This window comes from Microcoleus sp. MOSTC5 (assembly GCF_036701825.1).
GTDB lineage: Bacteria > Cyanobacteriota > Cyanobacteriia > Cyanobacteriales > Microcoleaceae > Microcoleus > Microcoleus asticus.
On the sequence record NZ_JAUBRK010000011.1, the window covers coordinates 115,400 to 133,173 of the forward strand.

The 17,774-nt window shown below is 48.0% G+C and carries 17 protein-coding genes; 9 read left to right on the top strand and 8 right to left on the bottom strand.

The window, feature by feature from the left end; genetic code table 11:
- The first annotated feature begins 262 nt into the window (after window positions 1-262).
- Window positions 263-766 (top strand): YbjN domain-containing protein, encoded by a 504-nt coding sequence (locus tag QUA54_RS08370; protein WP_333190950.1) that lies wholly within the window; start codon window positions 263-265, stop codon window positions 764-766.
- 98 nt (window positions 767-864) lie between these two features.
- Here QUA54_RS08370 and QUA54_RS08375 read toward each other — a convergent pair whose 3' ends face one another.
- The 5 genes from QUA54_RS08375 to QUA54_RS08395 form a co-directional block, all read right to left on the bottom strand.
- Window positions 865-1,347, bottom strand: coding sequence for a hypothetical protein (locus QUA54_RS08375; RefSeq protein ID WP_333414138.1), 483 nt, complete (start codon window positions 1,345-1,347; stop codon window positions 865-867).
- Window positions 1,344-2,468 (bottom strand): AAA family ATPase, encoded by a 1,125-nt coding sequence (locus tag QUA54_RS08380; protein WP_333414139.1) that lies wholly within the window; start codon window positions 2,466-2,468, stop codon window positions 1,344-1,346. Before QUA54_RS08380 ends, QUA54_RS08375 begins: the two co-directional genes overlap by 4 nt.
- Before the next feature lie 214 nt (window positions 2,469-2,682).
- On the bottom strand, window positions 2,683-3,141 hold the full coding sequence (locus tag QUA54_RS08385) for a divergent PAP2 family protein (RefSeq protein ID WP_172187220.1): 459 nt from the start codon (window positions 3,139-3,141) through the stop codon (window positions 2,683-2,685).
- Window positions 3,142-3,155: 14 nt separating this feature from the next.
- Window positions 3,156-4,082 (bottom strand): geranylgeranyl diphosphate synthase CrtE, encoded by a 927-nt coding sequence (crtE, locus tag QUA54_RS08390; protein ID WP_333414140.1) that lies wholly within the window; start codon window positions 4,080-4,082, stop codon window positions 3,156-3,158.
- A 189-nt stretch (window positions 4,083-4,271) separates the two neighbouring features.
- The gene (locus QUA54_RS08395; RefSeq protein ID WP_333414141.1) at window positions 4,272-5,159 is read right to left on the bottom strand and encodes a LysR family transcriptional regulator; all 888 of its coding nucleotides are present in this window, start codon (window positions 5,157-5,159) and stop codon (window positions 4,272-4,274) included.
- Between the two features lie 110 nt (window positions 5,160-5,269).
- Here QUA54_RS08395 and QUA54_RS08400 point away from each other — a divergent pair, with 110 nt between their 5' ends.
- Both QUA54_RS08400 and QUA54_RS08405 read left to right on the top strand, forming a co-directional pair.
- On the top strand, window positions 5,270-5,758 hold the full coding sequence (locus tag QUA54_RS08400; protein WP_333414142.1) for a GNAT family N-acetyltransferase: 489 nt from the start codon (window positions 5,270-5,272) through the stop codon (window positions 5,756-5,758).
- An 83-nt stretch (window positions 5,759-5,841) separates the two neighbouring features.
- Window positions 5,842-6,615: a methyltransferase domain-containing protein gene (locus tag QUA54_RS08405; protein ID WP_333414143.1), complete on the top strand. Its 774-nt coding sequence runs from the start codon at window positions 5,842-5,844 to the stop codon at window positions 6,613-6,615.
- A gap of 256 nt (window positions 6,616-6,871) precedes the next feature.
- Here QUA54_RS08405 and QUA54_RS08410 read toward each other — a convergent pair whose 3' ends face one another.
- A complete protein-coding gene (locus QUA54_RS08410) occupies window positions 6,872-7,633 on the bottom strand; it encodes a calcium-binding protein (RefSeq protein ID WP_333414144.1) in 762 nt (253 codons plus the stop codon).
- Window positions 7,634-7,709: 76 nt separating this feature from the next.
- Window positions 7,710-8,588, bottom strand: a complete 879-nt coding sequence (folD, locus tag QUA54_RS08415) for a bifunctional methylenetetrahydrofolate dehydrogenase/methenyltetrahydrofolate cyclohydrolase FolD (RefSeq protein WP_333414145.1) — start codon at window positions 8,586-8,588, stop codon at window positions 7,710-7,712.
- Between the two features lie 155 nt (window positions 8,589-8,743).
- Here folD and QUA54_RS08420 point away from each other — a divergent pair, with 155 nt between their 5' ends.
- From QUA54_RS08420 to QUA54_RS08440, 5 genes are all read left to right on the top strand, one after another.
- Window positions 8,744-9,175 carry a DNA-binding protein gene (locus QUA54_RS08420; protein WP_333204927.1) on the top strand — a complete coding sequence of 144 codons (432 nt, stop codon included), beginning with the start codon at window positions 8,744-8,746 and terminating at the stop codon, window positions 9,173-9,175.
- A gap of 138 nt (window positions 9,176-9,313) precedes the next feature.
- On the top strand, window positions 9,314-9,754 hold the full coding sequence (locus QUA54_RS08425; RefSeq protein ID WP_333414146.1) for an NUDIX hydrolase: 441 nt from the start codon (window positions 9,314-9,316) through the stop codon (window positions 9,752-9,754).
- Window positions 9,755-9,893: 139 nt separating this feature from the next.
- Window positions 9,894-12,188 (top strand): family 2 encapsulin nanocompartment cargo protein terpene cyclase, encoded by a 2,295-nt coding sequence (locus QUA54_RS08430; RefSeq protein WP_333414147.1) that lies wholly within the window; start codon window positions 9,894-9,896, stop codon window positions 12,186-12,188.
- Between the two features lie 87 nt (window positions 12,189-12,275).
- Complete coding sequence (locus QUA54_RS08435) at window positions 12,276-13,688, top strand: family 2B encapsulin nanocompartment shell protein (protein WP_333414148.1); 1,413 nt, start codon at window positions 12,276-12,278, stop codon at window positions 13,686-13,688.
- Between the two features lie 187 nt (window positions 13,689-13,875).
- The gene (locus tag QUA54_RS08440; protein ID WP_333414149.1) at window positions 13,876-15,282 is read left to right on the top strand and encodes a family 2B encapsulin nanocompartment shell protein; all 1,407 of its coding nucleotides are present in this window, start codon (window positions 13,876-13,878) and stop codon (window positions 15,280-15,282) included.
- Between the two features lie 396 nt (window positions 15,283-15,678).
- Here the strand turns inward: QUA54_RS08440 and QUA54_RS08445 are convergent, their stop codons facing one another.
- On the bottom strand, window positions 15,679-16,224 hold the full coding sequence (locus tag QUA54_RS08445) for a LeuD/DmdB family oxidoreductase small subunit (protein WP_172187196.1): 546 nt from the start codon (window positions 16,222-16,224) through the stop codon (window positions 15,679-15,681).
- Between the two features lie 178 nt (window positions 16,225-16,402).
- On the opposite strand from QUA54_RS08445, the gene QUA54_RS08450 reads away from it, so the two are divergent.
- Window positions 16,403-17,278 (top strand): hypothetical protein, encoded by an 876-nt coding sequence (locus QUA54_RS08450; RefSeq protein ID WP_333414150.1) that lies wholly within the window; start codon window positions 16,403-16,405, stop codon window positions 17,276-17,278.
- Window positions 17,279-17,774 lie beyond the last annotated feature (496 nt).

Consider the following 17,774-nt stretch of genomic DNA (forward strand, 5'->3'; position numbering starts at 1 on the left):
TGCGCGGAGCGACTAGAAACCAGGTTTCTTCCTGCCTGTCTCGTTGAGGGGCGCGATATTTCTGCGAGAAACCGGCTTTCTTTTCTAGAACTTACGCACGGGGTGTCATCACCTTGGTTTCTTCCCTGGGGAGCGAACTCAAAGCGTAAGTTTTTGTCAAGAAAGCCGGTTTATCAAGGTTTTTGTGTGTAAGTCCTATTTTTGTAAGTCCTAAATAGGAAGTAAACTGATTATTGGAATAGTTTTCCGTCTAAATATAATCATGACTAATAGCGAGCCGAACATACAAACAGCTTCCACAGAAAGCCTCTCAAGTGAAAGTGCGATCGCCTCCGAGCAGGTCGAAAAAGCCACAGCCGTCACCTATGCAGAAGAAATTGAAACTGTCATCGCCAGCATGGCTGTAGACCAAAAAGTGATGGTCGGTCAAAGTGAAGCTGGCGGACATCTTTGGAAGTTTAAGTACGGCAGTGTTGAAGTGTTCGTGCAACTCACCGGCGAAACCGAAGATGATACTTTGACTGTTTGGGCTTTTGTACTGCAGTTGCCGGCGAAGAATGAAGCTCAATTAATGCGGAAAATCCTAGAAATGAATTGGCTGTCTACTTTGGAATCTCATTTTGCCATTGTTGACAATCAAGTTGCGGTAGTATCGACTCGGACGATCGCCGAAATCTCCGCTGGGGAAATTTCTCGGGTTATTACTATTGTCGCCACTATCGCCGATGATAATGACGATATTCTGCAAGCAGAATTCGGTCAGTAGTCATTAGGGTGCGCGACTTTTGAGCGAGCCACACTCCGCTAAATTATTGGCCGTCGCGCACCTGACATTTAAGTAGCGTGCGCGAGTTTTGGGTCTATTTATTTAAAGAGAAATGGTTTTACAGATGAAGCCATACGCTCTAATTCTCGTTTGTTGTGTTTGAGGAGATTATGTCCCCATAACTCATTTGTGTTGTCAGAACAATCTTTCGCAAGAGCTTCTCCAATCTCCTCAAAATTCTTGTTGAGGTCTGTCCTTAGATTCTCTGGTTCAGATAGCACTCCCAGCACGAATACTCTTGCTTTTAGATCATCTGGAATATGACTTTCTACATAAGTCAACCGATTTTCCTGATCGTCGAAATCAATGAGTAAAACCATCATTCTTTGTGGTAATTGTCGCATTTCAGACGCATACTTCTTCGTGAATTCCTCCACAGTTTTTTTCCAACCACCAGGAAGTGGCAGGACTTTAACAGCACGGTTATTAAGGTTTGGCGCAAGAAGAAATCCGTTGGCAATCTGGCGATTAGCATCATCTTCGGCCAACACATGAATGTGCGGTTGATACTTATTACTCATAGCTCTATGTCGCCACCAATCAAGGCATTTATCAGGTCGCCTTTAACAGACATCTCACTCAGCGGTCTGACTAAAGTTGGCTCTAAGTGGCTTTTGCGATCTAATACAAAGGTATTTTCATTTGAAAACTTGCGGATTGCTTCAGGATTATGCGATGTCACTAAGATTTGACCGCTATTTTTAAATGAGCGTCGCAGAGACATTACAAAATGTCCCACCTCCGATAAGGATAGATAGTTATCTGGCTCGTCCCAAAAGCAAAAAAGTGGGCCATAAAATTTATTAGCAGCCAAGACAACAGCGCAAAGAAAAAAGCATTTCTCCCCGTCAGATAAGTCATTAAATTCAATACTCAGATTCGCATTATTTGCTTCAAACCGAACAATCATGCTTTTCGAGTCTTTGCCGATTAGTTCATTCAGAAAATCCTGAATGTCAGGCATGACTTCTCGCAGATATTTATCAACCTGTGTGTAGGCGGCAGGATAGCGACTCAGTAAGCCCGAAACCCACTCCCCAAAGTTTGAGCCATCTCGCTTTGGCTCCAAAGTTTCACCGTTGGAGTCTCCAGTAATCAAGCTGGGAATCGGGGCTAAAATGATCGTGCGAGCCAGCCAAGTCTTGAAAATATGAAGCGGATCAGTCTCAGATTGCTCCTGAATTACGGGCAGGGCAACAAGATGCCAATCTACCCGAAACTGAGCTTCACGATTTGGGGAGCTGGTGTGAAGAGTGACTTGGGCTTCTTTTCGAGAGTAAATTGGATCTCCTGCAACTAGCAGTTGCTCTTCCAAAACTCGCAGCTCTCTAAATTTTTCTGGTAAATCTAAGGCAAGGACATATTTGTATAATTTATCTTCGAGTAATACTTCTATTTCAAACCGGATCGGAACATCAGACCTTCCACGAGCGAAATCTTTCGAGCTAATAAGGTTAAGTTTTTCAAGGTCGCGCATTCTATTGATGCCTCGACAAATCTTCTGAAGGACTTCTAATGCAGAGGCAGTAGTTGATTTACCTGCACCATTTTTTCCAATCAAGAGAGCAGATGGCATCCCCTTTATGGGCAGTTCAAAGTTTTCTAGGCATCTGAAGTTGTGTACATATAGTCTTTGGAGCATAGCAAAACAATTCCAAGCAGTGGGGAGTGAAAAAACTTTTTAAACTTTTTGAAGTGCTTAATTAGGGAATAGGCATTGCCATAAACTTCCAAAAAGTTCGGGTGCTTTTCTGAGCTAGAGACGGATGAGTTGCCGAACAATTAATCCCCGCCGCCAACTTTTACCTCCAACGTCAAAAAACACCACTGCCCCAAATTTACTCCGTACTTAAAACTTAATATGCAGGGCCTGCGATCCAAGCAATAGTGATTCCCAGCCCCAAACCTACAAGCACTTGAAAAGGAGTGTGTCCCAACAACTCTTTGAGGCGAGCCTCATTAAGGTTGTGATCTTCCTCAAAAAACTCGTCAATAATTTGGTTGAGGATGCGAGCTTGCTTGCCTGCGGCTTGGCGGACGCCTGCTGCGTCGTACATCACAATAATTGCAAAGATCGCAGCGATCGCAAAGTCCGGACTTTCCCATCCCATCGTTTGTCCGACTTCAGCAGCCAAAGCGCCCACAAAAGACGAGTGAGCGCTGGGCATTCCCCCCGTTGTTACCAAATACTGAAGATTAAACTTGCGATTTTTGACCAACTCGATCGGCAGCTTCATGATCTGAGCCGCCAGACAAGCGAGCAAAGCAACCACGAGTACATGATTGTTTAATATGCCGCTGCAAATTTCCTGCATAGTGTTTGGTATTTCTAGTTACTGCGGCTGGTAATAAAATCGGCTATCGCCAGCAGCGGTAGAGCTTTGCTCCCAAACACTGCCAATTGAGCCTTAGCATCAGCAACAAGCTGTGAAGCCTGGCGCCGAGACTCCTCAATTCCCCATAAACTGGGAAAAGTGACTTTTCCTGCTTTAACATCTTTGCCAGCAGTTTTGCCCAGTTCTTCTTGGGTAGCAGTAATATCCAGAATGTCGTCAACGATCTGGAAAGCCAGCCCAATATTTTGAGCGAAACGAGACAGCCGCTGCAAATCCGCAGCCGAGGCCCCAGCAAGAATTGCCCCACAAACTACGCAGGCCTCTAACAGCGCGCCTGTTTTGTGAGCGTGAATGTAATTCAAAGTTTCCAGAGAAACATCTGTCTTTCCTTCCGATTCCACGTCAACCACCTGACCGCCTATGAGTCCACCAGCCCCGGCAGCGCGACCCAAATAGGCGATCGTCTGCAACACCTGCTGGGGGGGTACGTTCTCAGTTTTAGTGGCGATAAATTCAAAAGCATAGGTCAGCAAACCATCGCCAGCCAAAATGGCTATATCATCGCCATAAACCTTGTGGTTCGTCAGTTTCCCGCGCCGGTAGTCGTCATTGTCCATTGCCGGCAAATCGTCGTGGATCAGCGACATCGTGTGGATCATTTCCAAAGCGCAAGCTGTCGGAATTGCCATGTCGGCAGTGCCGCCTGCGAGTTCGCAGCTAGCCAGACACAGGATCGGACGCAGGCGCTTGCCCCCCGCTAGCAGCGAGTAGCGCATTGCTTCGTAAATTTTCTCTGGGTAGATGACCGGCAGTGCACTGTCGAGAGCTACCTCGATCGCCTCTTTTCGCTTGACTAGATAAGTAGATAAATCGAAAGAGGATTCCGGTTGGGACGAACCCAATTCTGTTGCCAATACCATCCCTTGCTCTCTTGTACTGAATAATTACGTGGGATATTGTGAGCCGTTCGGGTCGATCGTGCCGACTTTTACGGCGGTAGTTGCTCGAAGTCCGAGCATCAATTAATCATTCTACGGGTGTTGTTGCACAGAAAATCTTTGAGTTTTAATAACTTTGTCAAATTACCAGTCAATCTAAAATCTACAATCTCAAATCTCAAATACGCTGATTTGTCTGGCGACTTCCAAAAACCGCTGCACCGCCGCCGTTGGATCGCTGCGCCAAATCAGAGCGATCGCCACAATGCAGGTTGATTCTGGCAGCGCTTTGTAAACAACCCCGCTGCGCTGGAAATTTTGCATCGACGCCGGGACGATCGCCACTCCCATCTCGGCGGCTACCAGACTCACAATGGTTTGCATTTGAATTGCTTCTTGAGCTGCGATCGGGCTAAAACCCGCTTGCTGACAAAGACTGACGATCCGATCGTACAACCCTGGAGCCAGAGAACGCGGAAACAAAATGAACGGTTCGGCAGAGAGTTCGCGCAATTCCACATTCGCGCGATCGGCCAAATGATGCGTTTCTGGCAGTGCGACGATCAGCGGTTCTCGAAAAACGATTTCAGAATTTATCCCCTCTTCCTCAACCGGAGGGCGCACGAAGCCGATATCAATTTGCCCGAACCGCAGCCGCTGCAACTGTTCGTTTGTCGTCAGTTCGTGCAGTTCCAGCTTGACGGCGGGACACCGAGTGCGAAACGCCTGCAAAATAGCTGGAACCACGTTGTGTGCTGCGGAACTCACAAAGCCGATCGTCAATTGTCCGAGTTCGCCCCGACTGGTTTGTCGGCCGAGTTCAATTGCTCGATCGACTTGCAGCAGAATTTTCCCGGCCTCCTCGAAAAAAACCTGTCCTGCAGCCGTTAACTGCACCGTCCGCTTGGTGCGGCGAAACAGTTGAAACCCCAATTCTGCCTCTAAATGCTGGATTTGTTGGCTCAGCGGAGGTTGGGCAATATGCAGTTTTTCGGCTGCGCGAGTGAAATTCAGTTCCTCTGCAACTGCAATGAAATAACGCAAATGCCGAAGTTCCATAAGTCCCCACGATTGATATTTTAAAAGTATAAGTGGTTAGTTAAACATATATTGGACATTAATGATGATATTTCATACAGTGATTAATAGGCGAAGTTGAGAATTAAACAATGGCTAATTTGGATATCAAAATTAGAGAAGCAGAGCTGGCAGATTTGGAATTAATCGTGGATTTTATTTCGCAAAAAAGCGAGTTCGATGGATGTAAAAACCTGTTAGCAGCAACAGCATATAAGTTGCAGCAAACGTTGTTTTGCCAGCCTCAGCTAGTGCGGGTTTTGTTGGCGGAAGTTGCGGGGACAGCGGTAGGATTTGCTCTTTTTTATTCCTCCTATTCAAGTTTATTGACGCAGCCGTGTCTTTGGCTTGATGATTTATTTGTGCAAGATCCTATGCGCGGTATGGGAGTCGGTACAGCGCTGTTAAAGTATTTGGCACAAATTGCTGAGTCCACAAATTGCGGGCGTATGGAATGGACTGTTAATACTGGCAATGCACCGGGAATTGCTTTTTATGAAAAGCAGGGAGCGCGGATTTTGGAAAATATTAGAGTTTGCCGTATTGATGGGGATGGAATTGGTCTGCTTGCTGGCCAATAATTTAATAACTAACCGCTTTCGTTGCGTTAGCGGGCGCGTTAGCCTAGGAAACGAAGAGAAGGAAAGAGAAGAGGAAACAAGAGATGTCACAAACTTATTGGAATACAAGTCTTTACGAACAACAGCACGCTTTTGTTTGGCAATACGGTGAATCGCTGTTGAAATTACTTGCTCCTCAAGCTGGAGAACGTATTCTAGATTTGGGCTGCGGTACGGGACAATTAACTGAAAAAATTGCTCAAAGCGGTGCTTCTGTGCAAGGTATTGATTCATCTTTGTCGATGATTTCCACGGCTAAAGTAAACTATCCTCACATCAATTTCGCCGCAGCGGATGCGAGGGACTTTCAAGTAAAATATCCGTTAGATGCTGTGTTTTCTAATGCAGTTTTGCACTGGATTAAACAGCCGGATGCTGTGATTAATTGTGTGGAAAAAGCGCTGAAGCCGGGAGGGCGTTTTGTGGCTGAGTTTGGCGGTAAGGGGAACGTGGGGGCGATCGTCCGGGCACTTTTGAGTGTTTTGTCAGAAATTGGCACAGAGGAGCCTGAAGCGCTTAATCCTTGGTATTTTCCGAGTATTGGCGAGTATGCTGGGCTTCTGGAAAAGCAGGGATTTGATGTGGGTTATGCGGTTTTGTTCGATCGCCCGACTCCCCTAGAAGGCGGCAGCGCGGGTATGGTAAATTGGATTGAAATGTTTGCTGGCGGGTTTTTGTCGGGGTTGTCTGATGATGTGCGATCGCAGGTAATTAACGCAGTTGAAGAGCGTTTGCGGCCGGCGCTTTACCGCGATGGTAATTGGATTGCAGATTACCGCAGAATTCGCGTTGTTGCTATCAAAAATTCCTCACGGTAAATCATAGTGATTAGTGATTTCGATCGGATATTGAAAGCGCTACTACATTAACTTTCCCCCACTCCAAGCAGACTCAAAGAGTAAAGAATTTTATAGGACTTACGTTGCACAGTCAATTTTTACACTACCGATAGTAGTAAGGTGCGTATTTCGCACCCTACTACTAGCGTTTCTGCGTAACTTCTGTAAATATCAGGAGTTAATTTGTGGCTAACAAAATCATAAGTTTGTCAGATCACCACTGATTGTCCTGAACTTAGAAACCCTGGACGGAAACAATCCTGCTTTGTAGCTCATTAGGCGTTACATCGTCTACAAAACCTAAAATCGCGTTAGAATTCCTGACTCTGATTAGAGTTCCTGAAGCAGAGCCGCTAAATTCCCTAGCTAGATCTGGAGGAATGAATTGTTGTAAAGCTGGCGCTCCCTCGAACCTATATGTTAATGTCACATTCTGTACCGGCTCCAACACTATATCATTCACAGTTAACCCACTCGCTAATCCAATGCGATCCACCTCAGGATCGAACAATTCGATCGCATCACTAGAATTGATATCTGTAGTGGCAGGATCTATTCCCAGAACGCATAAATTATTGCCAAACTGACAACTTAATACGTCTCTGCCCAAGCCGCCAACCAGAGTGTTATTCCCCTCTAGACCGTCTAAAAGATCATTGCCTCTACCCCCAAATAAAATATCATCGCCAGCTTGTCCAATAAGGAAATCAGCATCTAGACCACCACTGAGGTAGTCATTTCCCTCAGATCCAGACAGGAAATCTCTTCCTTTTCCCCCAAATACAGAATCGTTGCCTGCAAAACCTGCGAGAAAATCTTCCCCTTCATTTCCCAGGATTAACTCGCTAGCCCCTGACCCGATTACTGTATCGTCGCCATCGAGTGCCCAAGCTCCTAAAGGAAAGTTTGTTGCATCTCCAGAAAAAAGTTGAATTCCTTCCGAGGTGTTGTCGCCAATTAAGCGCAATGTCCCTGACGCATCCGGTTTTAAAGCCATAGCTAAAATCTTTGTGTGTTGGTAGATTACTAACTCTACTAATTGAGCCAATAGGAAATCACAAGTTGGTCATAATTCAATTAGAACCGTATTCAATATAACTCGAAACGGTATTTTCCAAAAGCATAGCAACAGTCATCGGCCCGATTCCTCCCGGCACCGGCGTGATAAATTCGGCTACTGTTTTAACAGCATCAAAGTCAACATCTCCGGCCAAACGGCTCGTACCGTCTAGATTGACAACGCGGTTAATACCGACATCAATTACTACTGCTCCCGGTTTGACCATCTTAGCTGTAATCATTTCTGTGCGACCGACTGCGGCTATTAGAATATCGGCTTGATTGGTAATCGATTCTAGGTTTTGCGTCCGCGAATGAGCTACAGTAACAGTAGAATCAGCTTCTAACAGCATCAGCGCCATCGGTTTTCCTACCAAAATACTCCGTCCTAAAACAACGGCATTTTTTCCTTTCAAATCAATCTGGTATTCCTGCAATAACCGCATCACTCCGGCGGGAGTACAACTCCGCAAACCTTCCTCCCCGCGCACGAGACGGCCTAAATTTACAGGGTGAAGTCCGTCAGCATCTTTATCGGGGGCAATTTGGTACAGCAGGGAAATTGCATCTAAGTGTTCTGGTAGCGGTAATTGAACTAAAATGCCATCTACTCGATCGTCCTCGTTGAGTGCATGAATTGCAAGTTCTAGTTCGGCTTGAGTAACGTTTGCGGGGTAATGCTGGCCGAAGGAAGCTATGCCAACTTTACCGCAGGCTCGCTCTTTGTTGCGAACATAGGCTGCGCTAGCTGGGTTGTCGCCCACCATCAGCACCGCAAGTCCAGGAGGACGCCCCTTTTGGGGTTGTAGGGCGCGGACTCGATCGCTCAGCTCGCTTTGAATCTTTTGGGCTAAAGCTTTACCATCTAATATGCGAGCAGTTTTGGCTTCCATTGTAGACTGTGGGTTAGGGGTAAGAAACGGCTGACGATTTTAGATTTTAGCTTAACCGCTCACCTAGATTGTGCAGCAGTCTGTTCTGAGTTGCGATCGATTTTTCCAATTCTGTTACAGTAAGTCGTATCTCCAATCTTCAATCATTTGACTAAATGACTACTTTAATTAAGCAAGTTTGGGTAAAAAAAAGCTGCATCGGCTCTTTATCGCTCATATTCGCCAGCGCTTTGTTCAGTTGTGGCAACTTACCTCTGTCTCAACTTAATCTTGGCTTTAATGTGGCTAGCATTGGCGACGTTCAACAAAAGCGGCAAGTCGATGCTGAAGTTTATCTCCGGGGAAAGGTGGAAAATCGCGCTCCTTTTGTCGGGAATGCGGCTTATCAACTTGAGGATGGTACTGGCAGTATTTGGATTTTAACCAAGCAAGATTTGCCACAACTTGGCGATGAAGTGTTGCTTAAAGGCGAAGTTCGGTATAAAAGTATTACGCTGAAGGAATTGGCTGGTAAGGATTTAGGTGAGGTTTATGTTGACGAAATAGAACAGTTAAAGCGTACTCCCAGTTCAGAAAAGGGGAAATAGGCAGAAGGTAATTGGTTGTTTGTTATTTGTTATTTATTAATTGCTCCTTCTTCTGCTTTCTTCCTCCCTTATCCTTCTTCGTTCTTCCTTCCTCCCTTATTCCTTCCTCCCTTATTCCTTATTCCTTCCTTCTAATTAATGAATAAAATTCACGTTGCGATCGCGATTTTGTACCGAGACGGCAAGTTCCTCTGTCAGTTGCGGGACGATGTTCCTAACATCAGGTATCCCGGACATTGGGCGTTGTTTGGCGGACACTTGGAACCTGGAGAAACGCCGGAAGTAGCCGTTTTGCGGGAATTGAAAGAAGAAATTAGTTATGCTCCTCCAAGTGTTTCTTTTTTCTGTTGCGATGTGGAAAAAGATGTTATTCGCCACGTTTTTTATGCACAACTTAGTGCGGATGTCAAGGATTTAGTTTTGCTTGAGGGTTGGGATATGAAGTTGTTGGCGCCGTCTGATATTCGGGCCGGCAAATGCTTTTCTGAGCAGTCAGGAGATGTGCGACCTATTGGGATTGCTCACCAACATATTTTGTTAAGTTTTATTGACTCGATCGCTACCGTCGAAATGAAATAGCGTACTGTACATTACAGTCCGCACACCAACCGCATATCAAACCTGGATAGGGTGGCGAGAATGCTCGTCAACCCCCACACCTTAGTTGTTGGTAGGCAAAAAATAGCAATAAGAGTCAACAGAAGGTGATGCGCAGATAATGCAACCCTTTAAACTGCCCGAATTTTATATGCCTTGGCCGGCGCGGCTGAACCCAAACCTGGAAACTGCGCGAGTGCATTCCAAGGCATGGGCCTATGAGATGGGAATACTTGGCTCAAAAGAGGAAGCGCAAGGGCAGCCTATTTGGGACGAACGCAAATTCGATGCCCATGACTACGCTTTACTTTGCTCTTACACCCATCCAGACGCACCAGCAACGGAGTTAGACCTAGTAACGGACTGGTATGTGTGGGTGTTCTTTTTTGACGATCACTTTCTGGAAATCTATAAGCGCAGTCAAGATTTGGTTGGGGCGAAGGAATACCTCGATCGACTACCTGCATTTATGCCGATTTTTCCTGACGAAACCCCTCCCGTTCCCACCAACCCAGTAGAGCGCGGTTTGTTAAACCTCTGGTCTCGCACTGCGTTTACGAAGTCTGTGGAATGGCGGCGACGATTCTTTGAGAGTACGAAACACCTCTTAGATGAGTCGATGTGGGAACTCGCCAATATCAATCAAAATCGGATTGCCAACCCGATCGAATATATCGAGATGCGGCGCAAAGTCGGTGGCGCACCTTGGTCGGCCCATCTCGTGGAACACGCTGCGTTTGTAGAAGTTCCAGCTAAAATTGCTGCCACTCGACCGATGCGAGTCCTGAAAGACACATTTGCCGATGGAGTGCACCTTCGCAACGACCTGTTCTCCTACCAGAGAGAAGTGGAAGATGAAGGTGAAAATTCCAACTGCGTGTTGGTTTTGGAGCGCTTCTTGAATATTAGTACCCAAGAGGCGGCTAATCTCACCAACGAGCTGCTGAACTCGCGGTTATATCAGTTTGACAACACTGCTGTTACCGAGTTGCCCTCGCTCTTTGAGGAGCACGGAGTAGACCCCGTAGAGCGTGTGAACGTTCTCCTCTATATCAAAGGACTTCAGGATTGGCAGTCGGGCGGTCACGAGTGGCACATGAGATCGAGCCGCTACATGAACGAGGAAGCGGGTAATTCTGCGACACCGACGCTGAATCTCGGCCCCACAGGGTTAGGGACATCGGGGTTGCGGTTGGAATCGTTATACGCCACCTTGGGTTTAGGAAGGTTCAATAGCTTTACTCACGTTCCCTACCAGGCTGTAGGGCCCGTGAAATTGCCTAAGTTTTATATGCCCTTCTCTACCACTTTGAATCCCAATTTGGATGAGGCACGGAAGCATTCCAAGGAATGGGCGCGCCAGATGGGGATGCTGGACGAGCTACCGGGCGTTCCTGATGGCTTCATCTGGAATGACCACAAGTTTGATGTTGCCGATGTCGCCCTATGCGGTGCGTGGATTCATCCGAAGGGGTCTGAGGATGAGCTAAATCTGACAGCGTGCTGGCTGGTGTGGGGAACCTATGCTGACGATTACTTCCCAGCAATCTACGGAAACAACCGGGACATAGTTGGTGCGAAAGTGTTCAACGCCCGAATGTCGGTATTCATGCCCCTCGACGACTCCACTCCCCCTGCCGTGCCGACTAATCCGGTGGAACGGGGTTTAGCGGATATTTGGTCTCGGACTGCTGGCCCCATGTCCCTCACCGCGCGGACTGAGTTCCGCCGTGCGATTCAGGACATGACTGACAGTTGGGTGTGGGAACTCGCCAACCAGATCCAAAATCGGATTCCTGACCCGATCGATTATATTGAAATGCGCCGTAAGACGTTCGGCTCGGATTTGACGATGAGCCTGTCCCGACTGGCCCAGGGCGGCGAGATCCCGATGGAGATTTACTACAGCCGGCCAATGCGATCGCTGGAGAATTCTGCTGCCGACTTTTCCTGTTTCACTAACGATATCTTCTCCTACCAGAAAGAAATCGAATTTGAGGGCGAAATCCATAACCTCGTGCTGGTTGTGCAGAATTTTCTCAACTGCAATATACCCCAGGCTGTCGAGATTGTGAACAATCTGATGACCGATCGGGCAAAACAGTTTCAACACATTGTTGCCACTGAATTGCCTGCCCTATTTGATGATTTCAATCTGGATGAAACTACCCGCAAGAAACTGCTCGGATACGTCGAGAAATTAGAGAATTGGATGTGCGGCGTACTTAGGTGGCATATCAAAGTAGACCGCTATAAGGAGTTTGAATTGCGTAATAGTGCTTCCCCGATAGCGCGAGTGCTCGGCGGCCCCACAGGACTTGGCACCTCGGCTGCACGTATCACCTCGTCGATCGGCGCGGGGCTCAATTGTGTCAGTAATGAGTCTAGCAATTTAGATTATTCTGTAAGAAAATAAGTCTTGCTGCTGCAAGGTCTTTTGTCAGCATTCGGTCATGTAAACCAGCATTGTTTTTGGAATAACTAGGTATTGGAGGATTAACTTGTGACATATTCTAATGATGATCTCAGAGCAGATGTTGAACGTCATCAGCGCCATTTAAGTTTGGGGACAGCCGCCGCCCGTAATTTGGCAACGACCACCAAATCTGCACCGCAGATGCAGGAGATTACCTCCCGGTGGTTGTTGAAGCTATTGCCGTGGGTGCAGACGAAGGGTGGTGTGTTTCGAGTCAACCGGCGGTTGAGTTATACCGTCGGTGATGGGCGCGTCACTTTCACCAACACCGGAGCGACGGTGCAGGTGATTCCCCACGAACTTACTGAGTTGCCATTGCTGCGAGGGTTTGACAACAGTGGGGTGTTGACTGCGCTGGCAAACCAGTTTGTGCAGCGGGAGTACGCCCCAGACGACGTGATCGTCGAGATTGGTCAGCCGGCCGATCGGGTGATCCTGATTGCTCATGGCAAGGTGAACAAGATTGGTGTCGGCAAGTATGACGAGCAAATCGTATTGGATGTGCTCGCCGACGGCGACTATTTCGGCGATAAAACTGTGGTGGAGTCCGAGGACACTTGGCAGTACACGCTCAAGGCTATTACCAGATGCACGGTTTTGTCGCTGCCCCAAGAGGCGTTTGAGCAGTTGATCGAGCAGTCCGAGGAGTTGCGAACTCATGTCGAGGATTTCCGCGAACGTCTGAGACAGCCACAAACAGCCCAAGGTGAAGCAGCCATTGAGGTGGCAACGGGTCATCTTGAAGAGACTCCATTGGCAGGAACCTTCGTTGATTACGACCTTGCACCCCGGGAATATGAATTGAGCCTCGCCCAAACCGTGTTGCGGATCAGTACCCGGGTAGCCGATCTCTACAATGAACCGATGAATCAGACCGAGCAACAATTGCGGCTGACCGTCGAGGCTTTACGGGAACGTCAAGAACACGAAATGATCAACAACCCCGATTTTGGGTTGTTGTACAACGCTGACCTCAGACAGCGCATCTACTCCCGCGGTGGCACACCCACCCCCGACGACCTAGACGAACTGCTGGCTACGGTATGGAAGGAGCCATCGTTCTTCCTAGCTCACCCCCGGACGATCGCAGCCTTCGGTCGGGAGGCAAACCGCCTGGGCATCTATCCACAAAGCGTAGATGTGAACGGCGTTCAGGTTACGGCTTGGCGCGGCGTACCAATATTTCCCTGTAGCAAGATCCCCATCACCAATGCCCGCACCAGTTCTATCCTCTTGCTCCGCACAGGTATGGAAAAACAAGGGGTGATCGGCTTACATCAAACGGGTATCCCCGACGAATACCAACCCAGCCTCTCTGTCCGCTTCATGGGTATCAGCGAACAAGCCATCATCTCCTACCTCGTCACTGCTTACTACTCGGCAGCCGTCCTAGTACCTGACGCACTGGGCATCCTCGAAGATGTCGAAATCGGGCGCTAAATATTTGTGAGAAATTAAGGGAAATAACTTGTGTCAATAAGTAATTGGCAAAAGCGTTATCGCCTTAACTTCTTATCTATTGGATTAGGCACTCAGGACTTACGCAAATGTCATCCTACTAGATAGCGGTTAATGGCAGAATTTGCGTAAGTCCTTGCACTTTTGTTAGTAACTAAAGGATGAGGTAATGACGTATTCTAATGATTCGGATTCGGAGGTTGAGAGCAGACAAACTCAACTGAGTTTGGGTACAGCAGCAGCCAGGAAGTTGGCGACGACGACCAAATCTGCACCGCAGATGCAGGAGATTACATCGCGGTGGTTGTTGAAGATGTTGCCGTGGGTGCAGACGAAGGGTGGCACTTATCGGGTTAACCGTCGATTGACATATACCGTGACTGATGGGCGGTTGAGTTTCACCAACACCGGATCTGTGGTGGAGGTAATTCCCCAAGAACTTTGTCAGTTGCCATTGCTGCGAGGGTTTAACGACACTGGGGTGTTGAGCGCGTTGGCAAGTAGGTTTGTGCAACAGGAGTTCTTGCCTGGTGACATCATAGTGCAGTCAGGTCAGGCAGCCGATCGGCTTTTCTCGATCGCTCATGGCAAGGTCAACAAGGTGGCTGTTGGCAAGTATGGCGATGAGCCTTTGCTGGATATGCTGGCAGATGGCGACCATTTTGGCGATCAGGTGTTGGTGGAGTCAGAAAGCACTTGGAAGTTTACAATCAAGGCTGTGACCCGATGCACGGTATTGGCGCTACCACAACAGGCGTTTCGGGAACTGCTCAACCAGTCGGGCGCGTTGCAGGCTCAGGTTGAACAGTTTAGGACTCGTGCCCAACAACCACAGAACAAGCAGGGCGAAGCTTCGATCGCGTTGTCTGCCGGTCATCTTGCGGAAACCCCGTTGCCAGGGACTTTCGTTGATTACGAACTCTCACCCCGCGAATATCAATTGAGCGTTGCCCAAACTGTGTTGCGGGTGAATACTCGCGTCGCGGATCTGTACAACGAACCGATGAATCAGACGGAACAACAACTGCGGCTGACCGTGGAGGCATTGCGGGAACGTCAAGAACACGATTTGATCAACAACCGGGAATTCGGGTTGCTGCACAATGCTGACCTGAAACAGCGTATCTACACCCGCAGCGGTCCTCCCACCCCCGACGATCTTGATGAATTGATTACTCGTCGGAGGAAGTCCAAGTTCTTCCTGGCTCATCCCCGCACTATTGCCGCCTTCAGTCGGGAGTGCAACCGCCGAGGCATCTACCCAGACAGCATTGACATGGATGGGAGCAAGGTAATCACTTGGCGCAATACACCCATTCTTCCCTGTAACAAGATCCCAATTACCAAGAACCAGACCAGTTCTATCTTGGTGTTGCGGACTGGTGAGGAAGACCAGGGCGTGATCGGCCTGCACCAAACTGGTATCCCCGACGAGTACCAACCTGGCTTGTCTGTCCGATTTATGGGCATCGAGGAAAAGGCTATTATTTCTTACCTGGTCAGCGCCTACTACTCCGTTGCCGTTCTTGTTCCCGACGCCCTCGGTATCCTTGAAGATGTTGAAATCGGGCGTTAGGAGGGTACAGCTATTGAGCAGGTTCTGCGGCAAAAATTGTCCGATCCGACACCGCCGCGGCTTCCTCTAAATCCAGATCGGTAGCCAAGAAAACCTTCACTCAGCAACGCCAGAACTCCCACACTCCTCTAGTTATTATCATTACTTTAGGACTTACGGAAGTTTAACAAGTAGTAAGGTGCTCTACTATCCCAAACTTTCGATCGTCGCCCTATAACGAAAGTAGTAGAACACCCTACAAGTCAATAGAAATGAGTCACTTGCGTAATTCTTATACTTGTTAGGCACTACTAACTTTCAAAATTAAAGTAGGCGGACATCAATACAAACAAAATTAAGAAACCCGGTTTTTGTAGGCAATTCCCCCGCAGTTGCCCTCGGGTTTCTTTGCAGTCTTTACCTAGCCGCAATCATTCCCGTTTGGCGCGCGTAGTCAAACAATCCTCCGGCATCAATTACGGGGCCTACTTCTCCTAAAGGTTTGAGCGAGAAAGTTCGATCGAGAGTGTGGTTGACAATTACCTCTGCTGTAAAGTCGATCGTCACTTCTTGGCCCGTTACAAACAAGTCGCAGAGCCGCTCGACTGATTCGATCGGGTACAATTCGCCAGTAGCCGAGCAATTGCGAAAGAAAATGCGCGCGTAAGACAAAGCCACCACTGCTGTGACGCCGGCGGCCCCCAGAGCGATCGGAGCGTGCTCCCGCGAAGAACCGCAGCCAAAATTTTCGCCCGCTATTATAATCGGATACCGGGTTTTCTGTTCGCCGGATTCGATAAACTTACCGTAGCGATCGGGCAACCCAATCATCGCGTAACTGCCTAGTTTCTCGTACTCGTCCGGCTTCGAGGGAACCAGGGTCAGGTATTCGGCAGGGATAATTTGATCTGTATCGATGTTGTCGTCTACAACAAAAATTTGACCGCTAATTACTTTACCCATAGTTTATTTCCTGTTAGCCTCGCTCGATGCTGTGGTGATAATTTTAAGTGGATCGGTATGCAAAATTTGCATCTGTTCATTTTAACCTGGCAGTGTCAGTGATAACCTGTATGAGTAAAAATTAGATCCGAGACTTTGGGTTAACAATTAACGGCTTGCTAAGCGTCAAGATAGTTTTATGGCGAATCCAATAGATGACATTGCTCGACAAGCTCGCGAGGGCTCGGTTGCAGCGATTATTCAAATCCTTAACGACAAACTGGCACAGGTAAGTGTCAGGGCCAGAGCCGTGTTTGCAGAGGGTGTGCTGCAACTGCTGTGCGAAGCTGCAACACCTCAACTGCTCGAACAGTCTAGCTTGGTCGATCGCGTCCAAGAAATTTTGGAGGGCATTTCGCCCCGCAATATTCGCCGAGTCAACATCAACAGCCGGCTTGTCCGAGAACACCAATTGCTGTGGCTCGAAGAAATTAGTCGCGATTCGGAGAATCAACTGCTGTGGTCTCAAGAAATTAAACTCAGAAAGCCCAATTTGTTTAAGCGTTTGGCCGCCGCCCATCACGAACGCCAAGCTTTGGCAAGCAAGCGGGCTTTGCCGAGAATGGCTGCACCTCGATCGATGCAGGAACCGCGGCAATTTCAGCGCGGTATCGTCGGCGGCATCAGCTTGACCGTGCTGTTGCTCGGGGCCGCGACCGCCATCTACAAAGGACTCAATTCCCAAGCGCTCAACAGCACACAAGCCAACAGCCAAGCAGTTGCCACTGCCGCTCCCTCGGAGGCAAAAGCTGTTTTGAAAATTTCTAAGGAGACTGCTAATTCTGCTGTTGACTCTTTTGCACAAGCAGTGCGAGTCGCCTCGCAAGCAGCCACCGACAGCAAAACCGCTCAATCTCGCGAGGATTGGTTAGTCGTAGCTGCTAAGTGGCAGCAAGCTTCGGATTTGATGGCCGCCGTGCCCTCCAAGCATCCCCGCCACACAACGGCTCTGAACCGGACGGCACTTTACCGCCAAAATAGCGATAAAGCCCAACAGGAAGCACAAAATAGGTAAGCAGGTAAGTCGGATAAATCTAACAAGAGAGTTTGCCCTGCTGCTCTAGAAGTTGTGAAAAATGAGTTTTTGAGCAAACACTCGCAAACTCTCAGCTATGTTATGAGTGATAATTTGGGGATTTTCAATTTTTGCGCTCAGCGTGACTCGATCGGCGGATTGGTATCAAAATAAAAATTTGTTAGGATCACAAACTTAAATAGGAAACATCACAGGGTGAGGAGAGGGGTGTCACTAAGCGGTCTCTAGAAAAGCTTCATACTATCAATAACGATCCAAATTAGCGGGAACGGGATTTATTATCATCCGGTCAAGGAGGGTAAAGTTCATCCCGTACAGATCGAAGGGTAGAAAATAGGAAAATAAAACTCAGTCAAATCTGCGTATATTTTCAGATATCTAGTGACCCGCCGACAGGCTGCGCAAATACAGGAAGCAGACTCATAACAGTCACGGCGACAGTTATGGATAGGTTCTATATTTGCAGCGCGAGCCG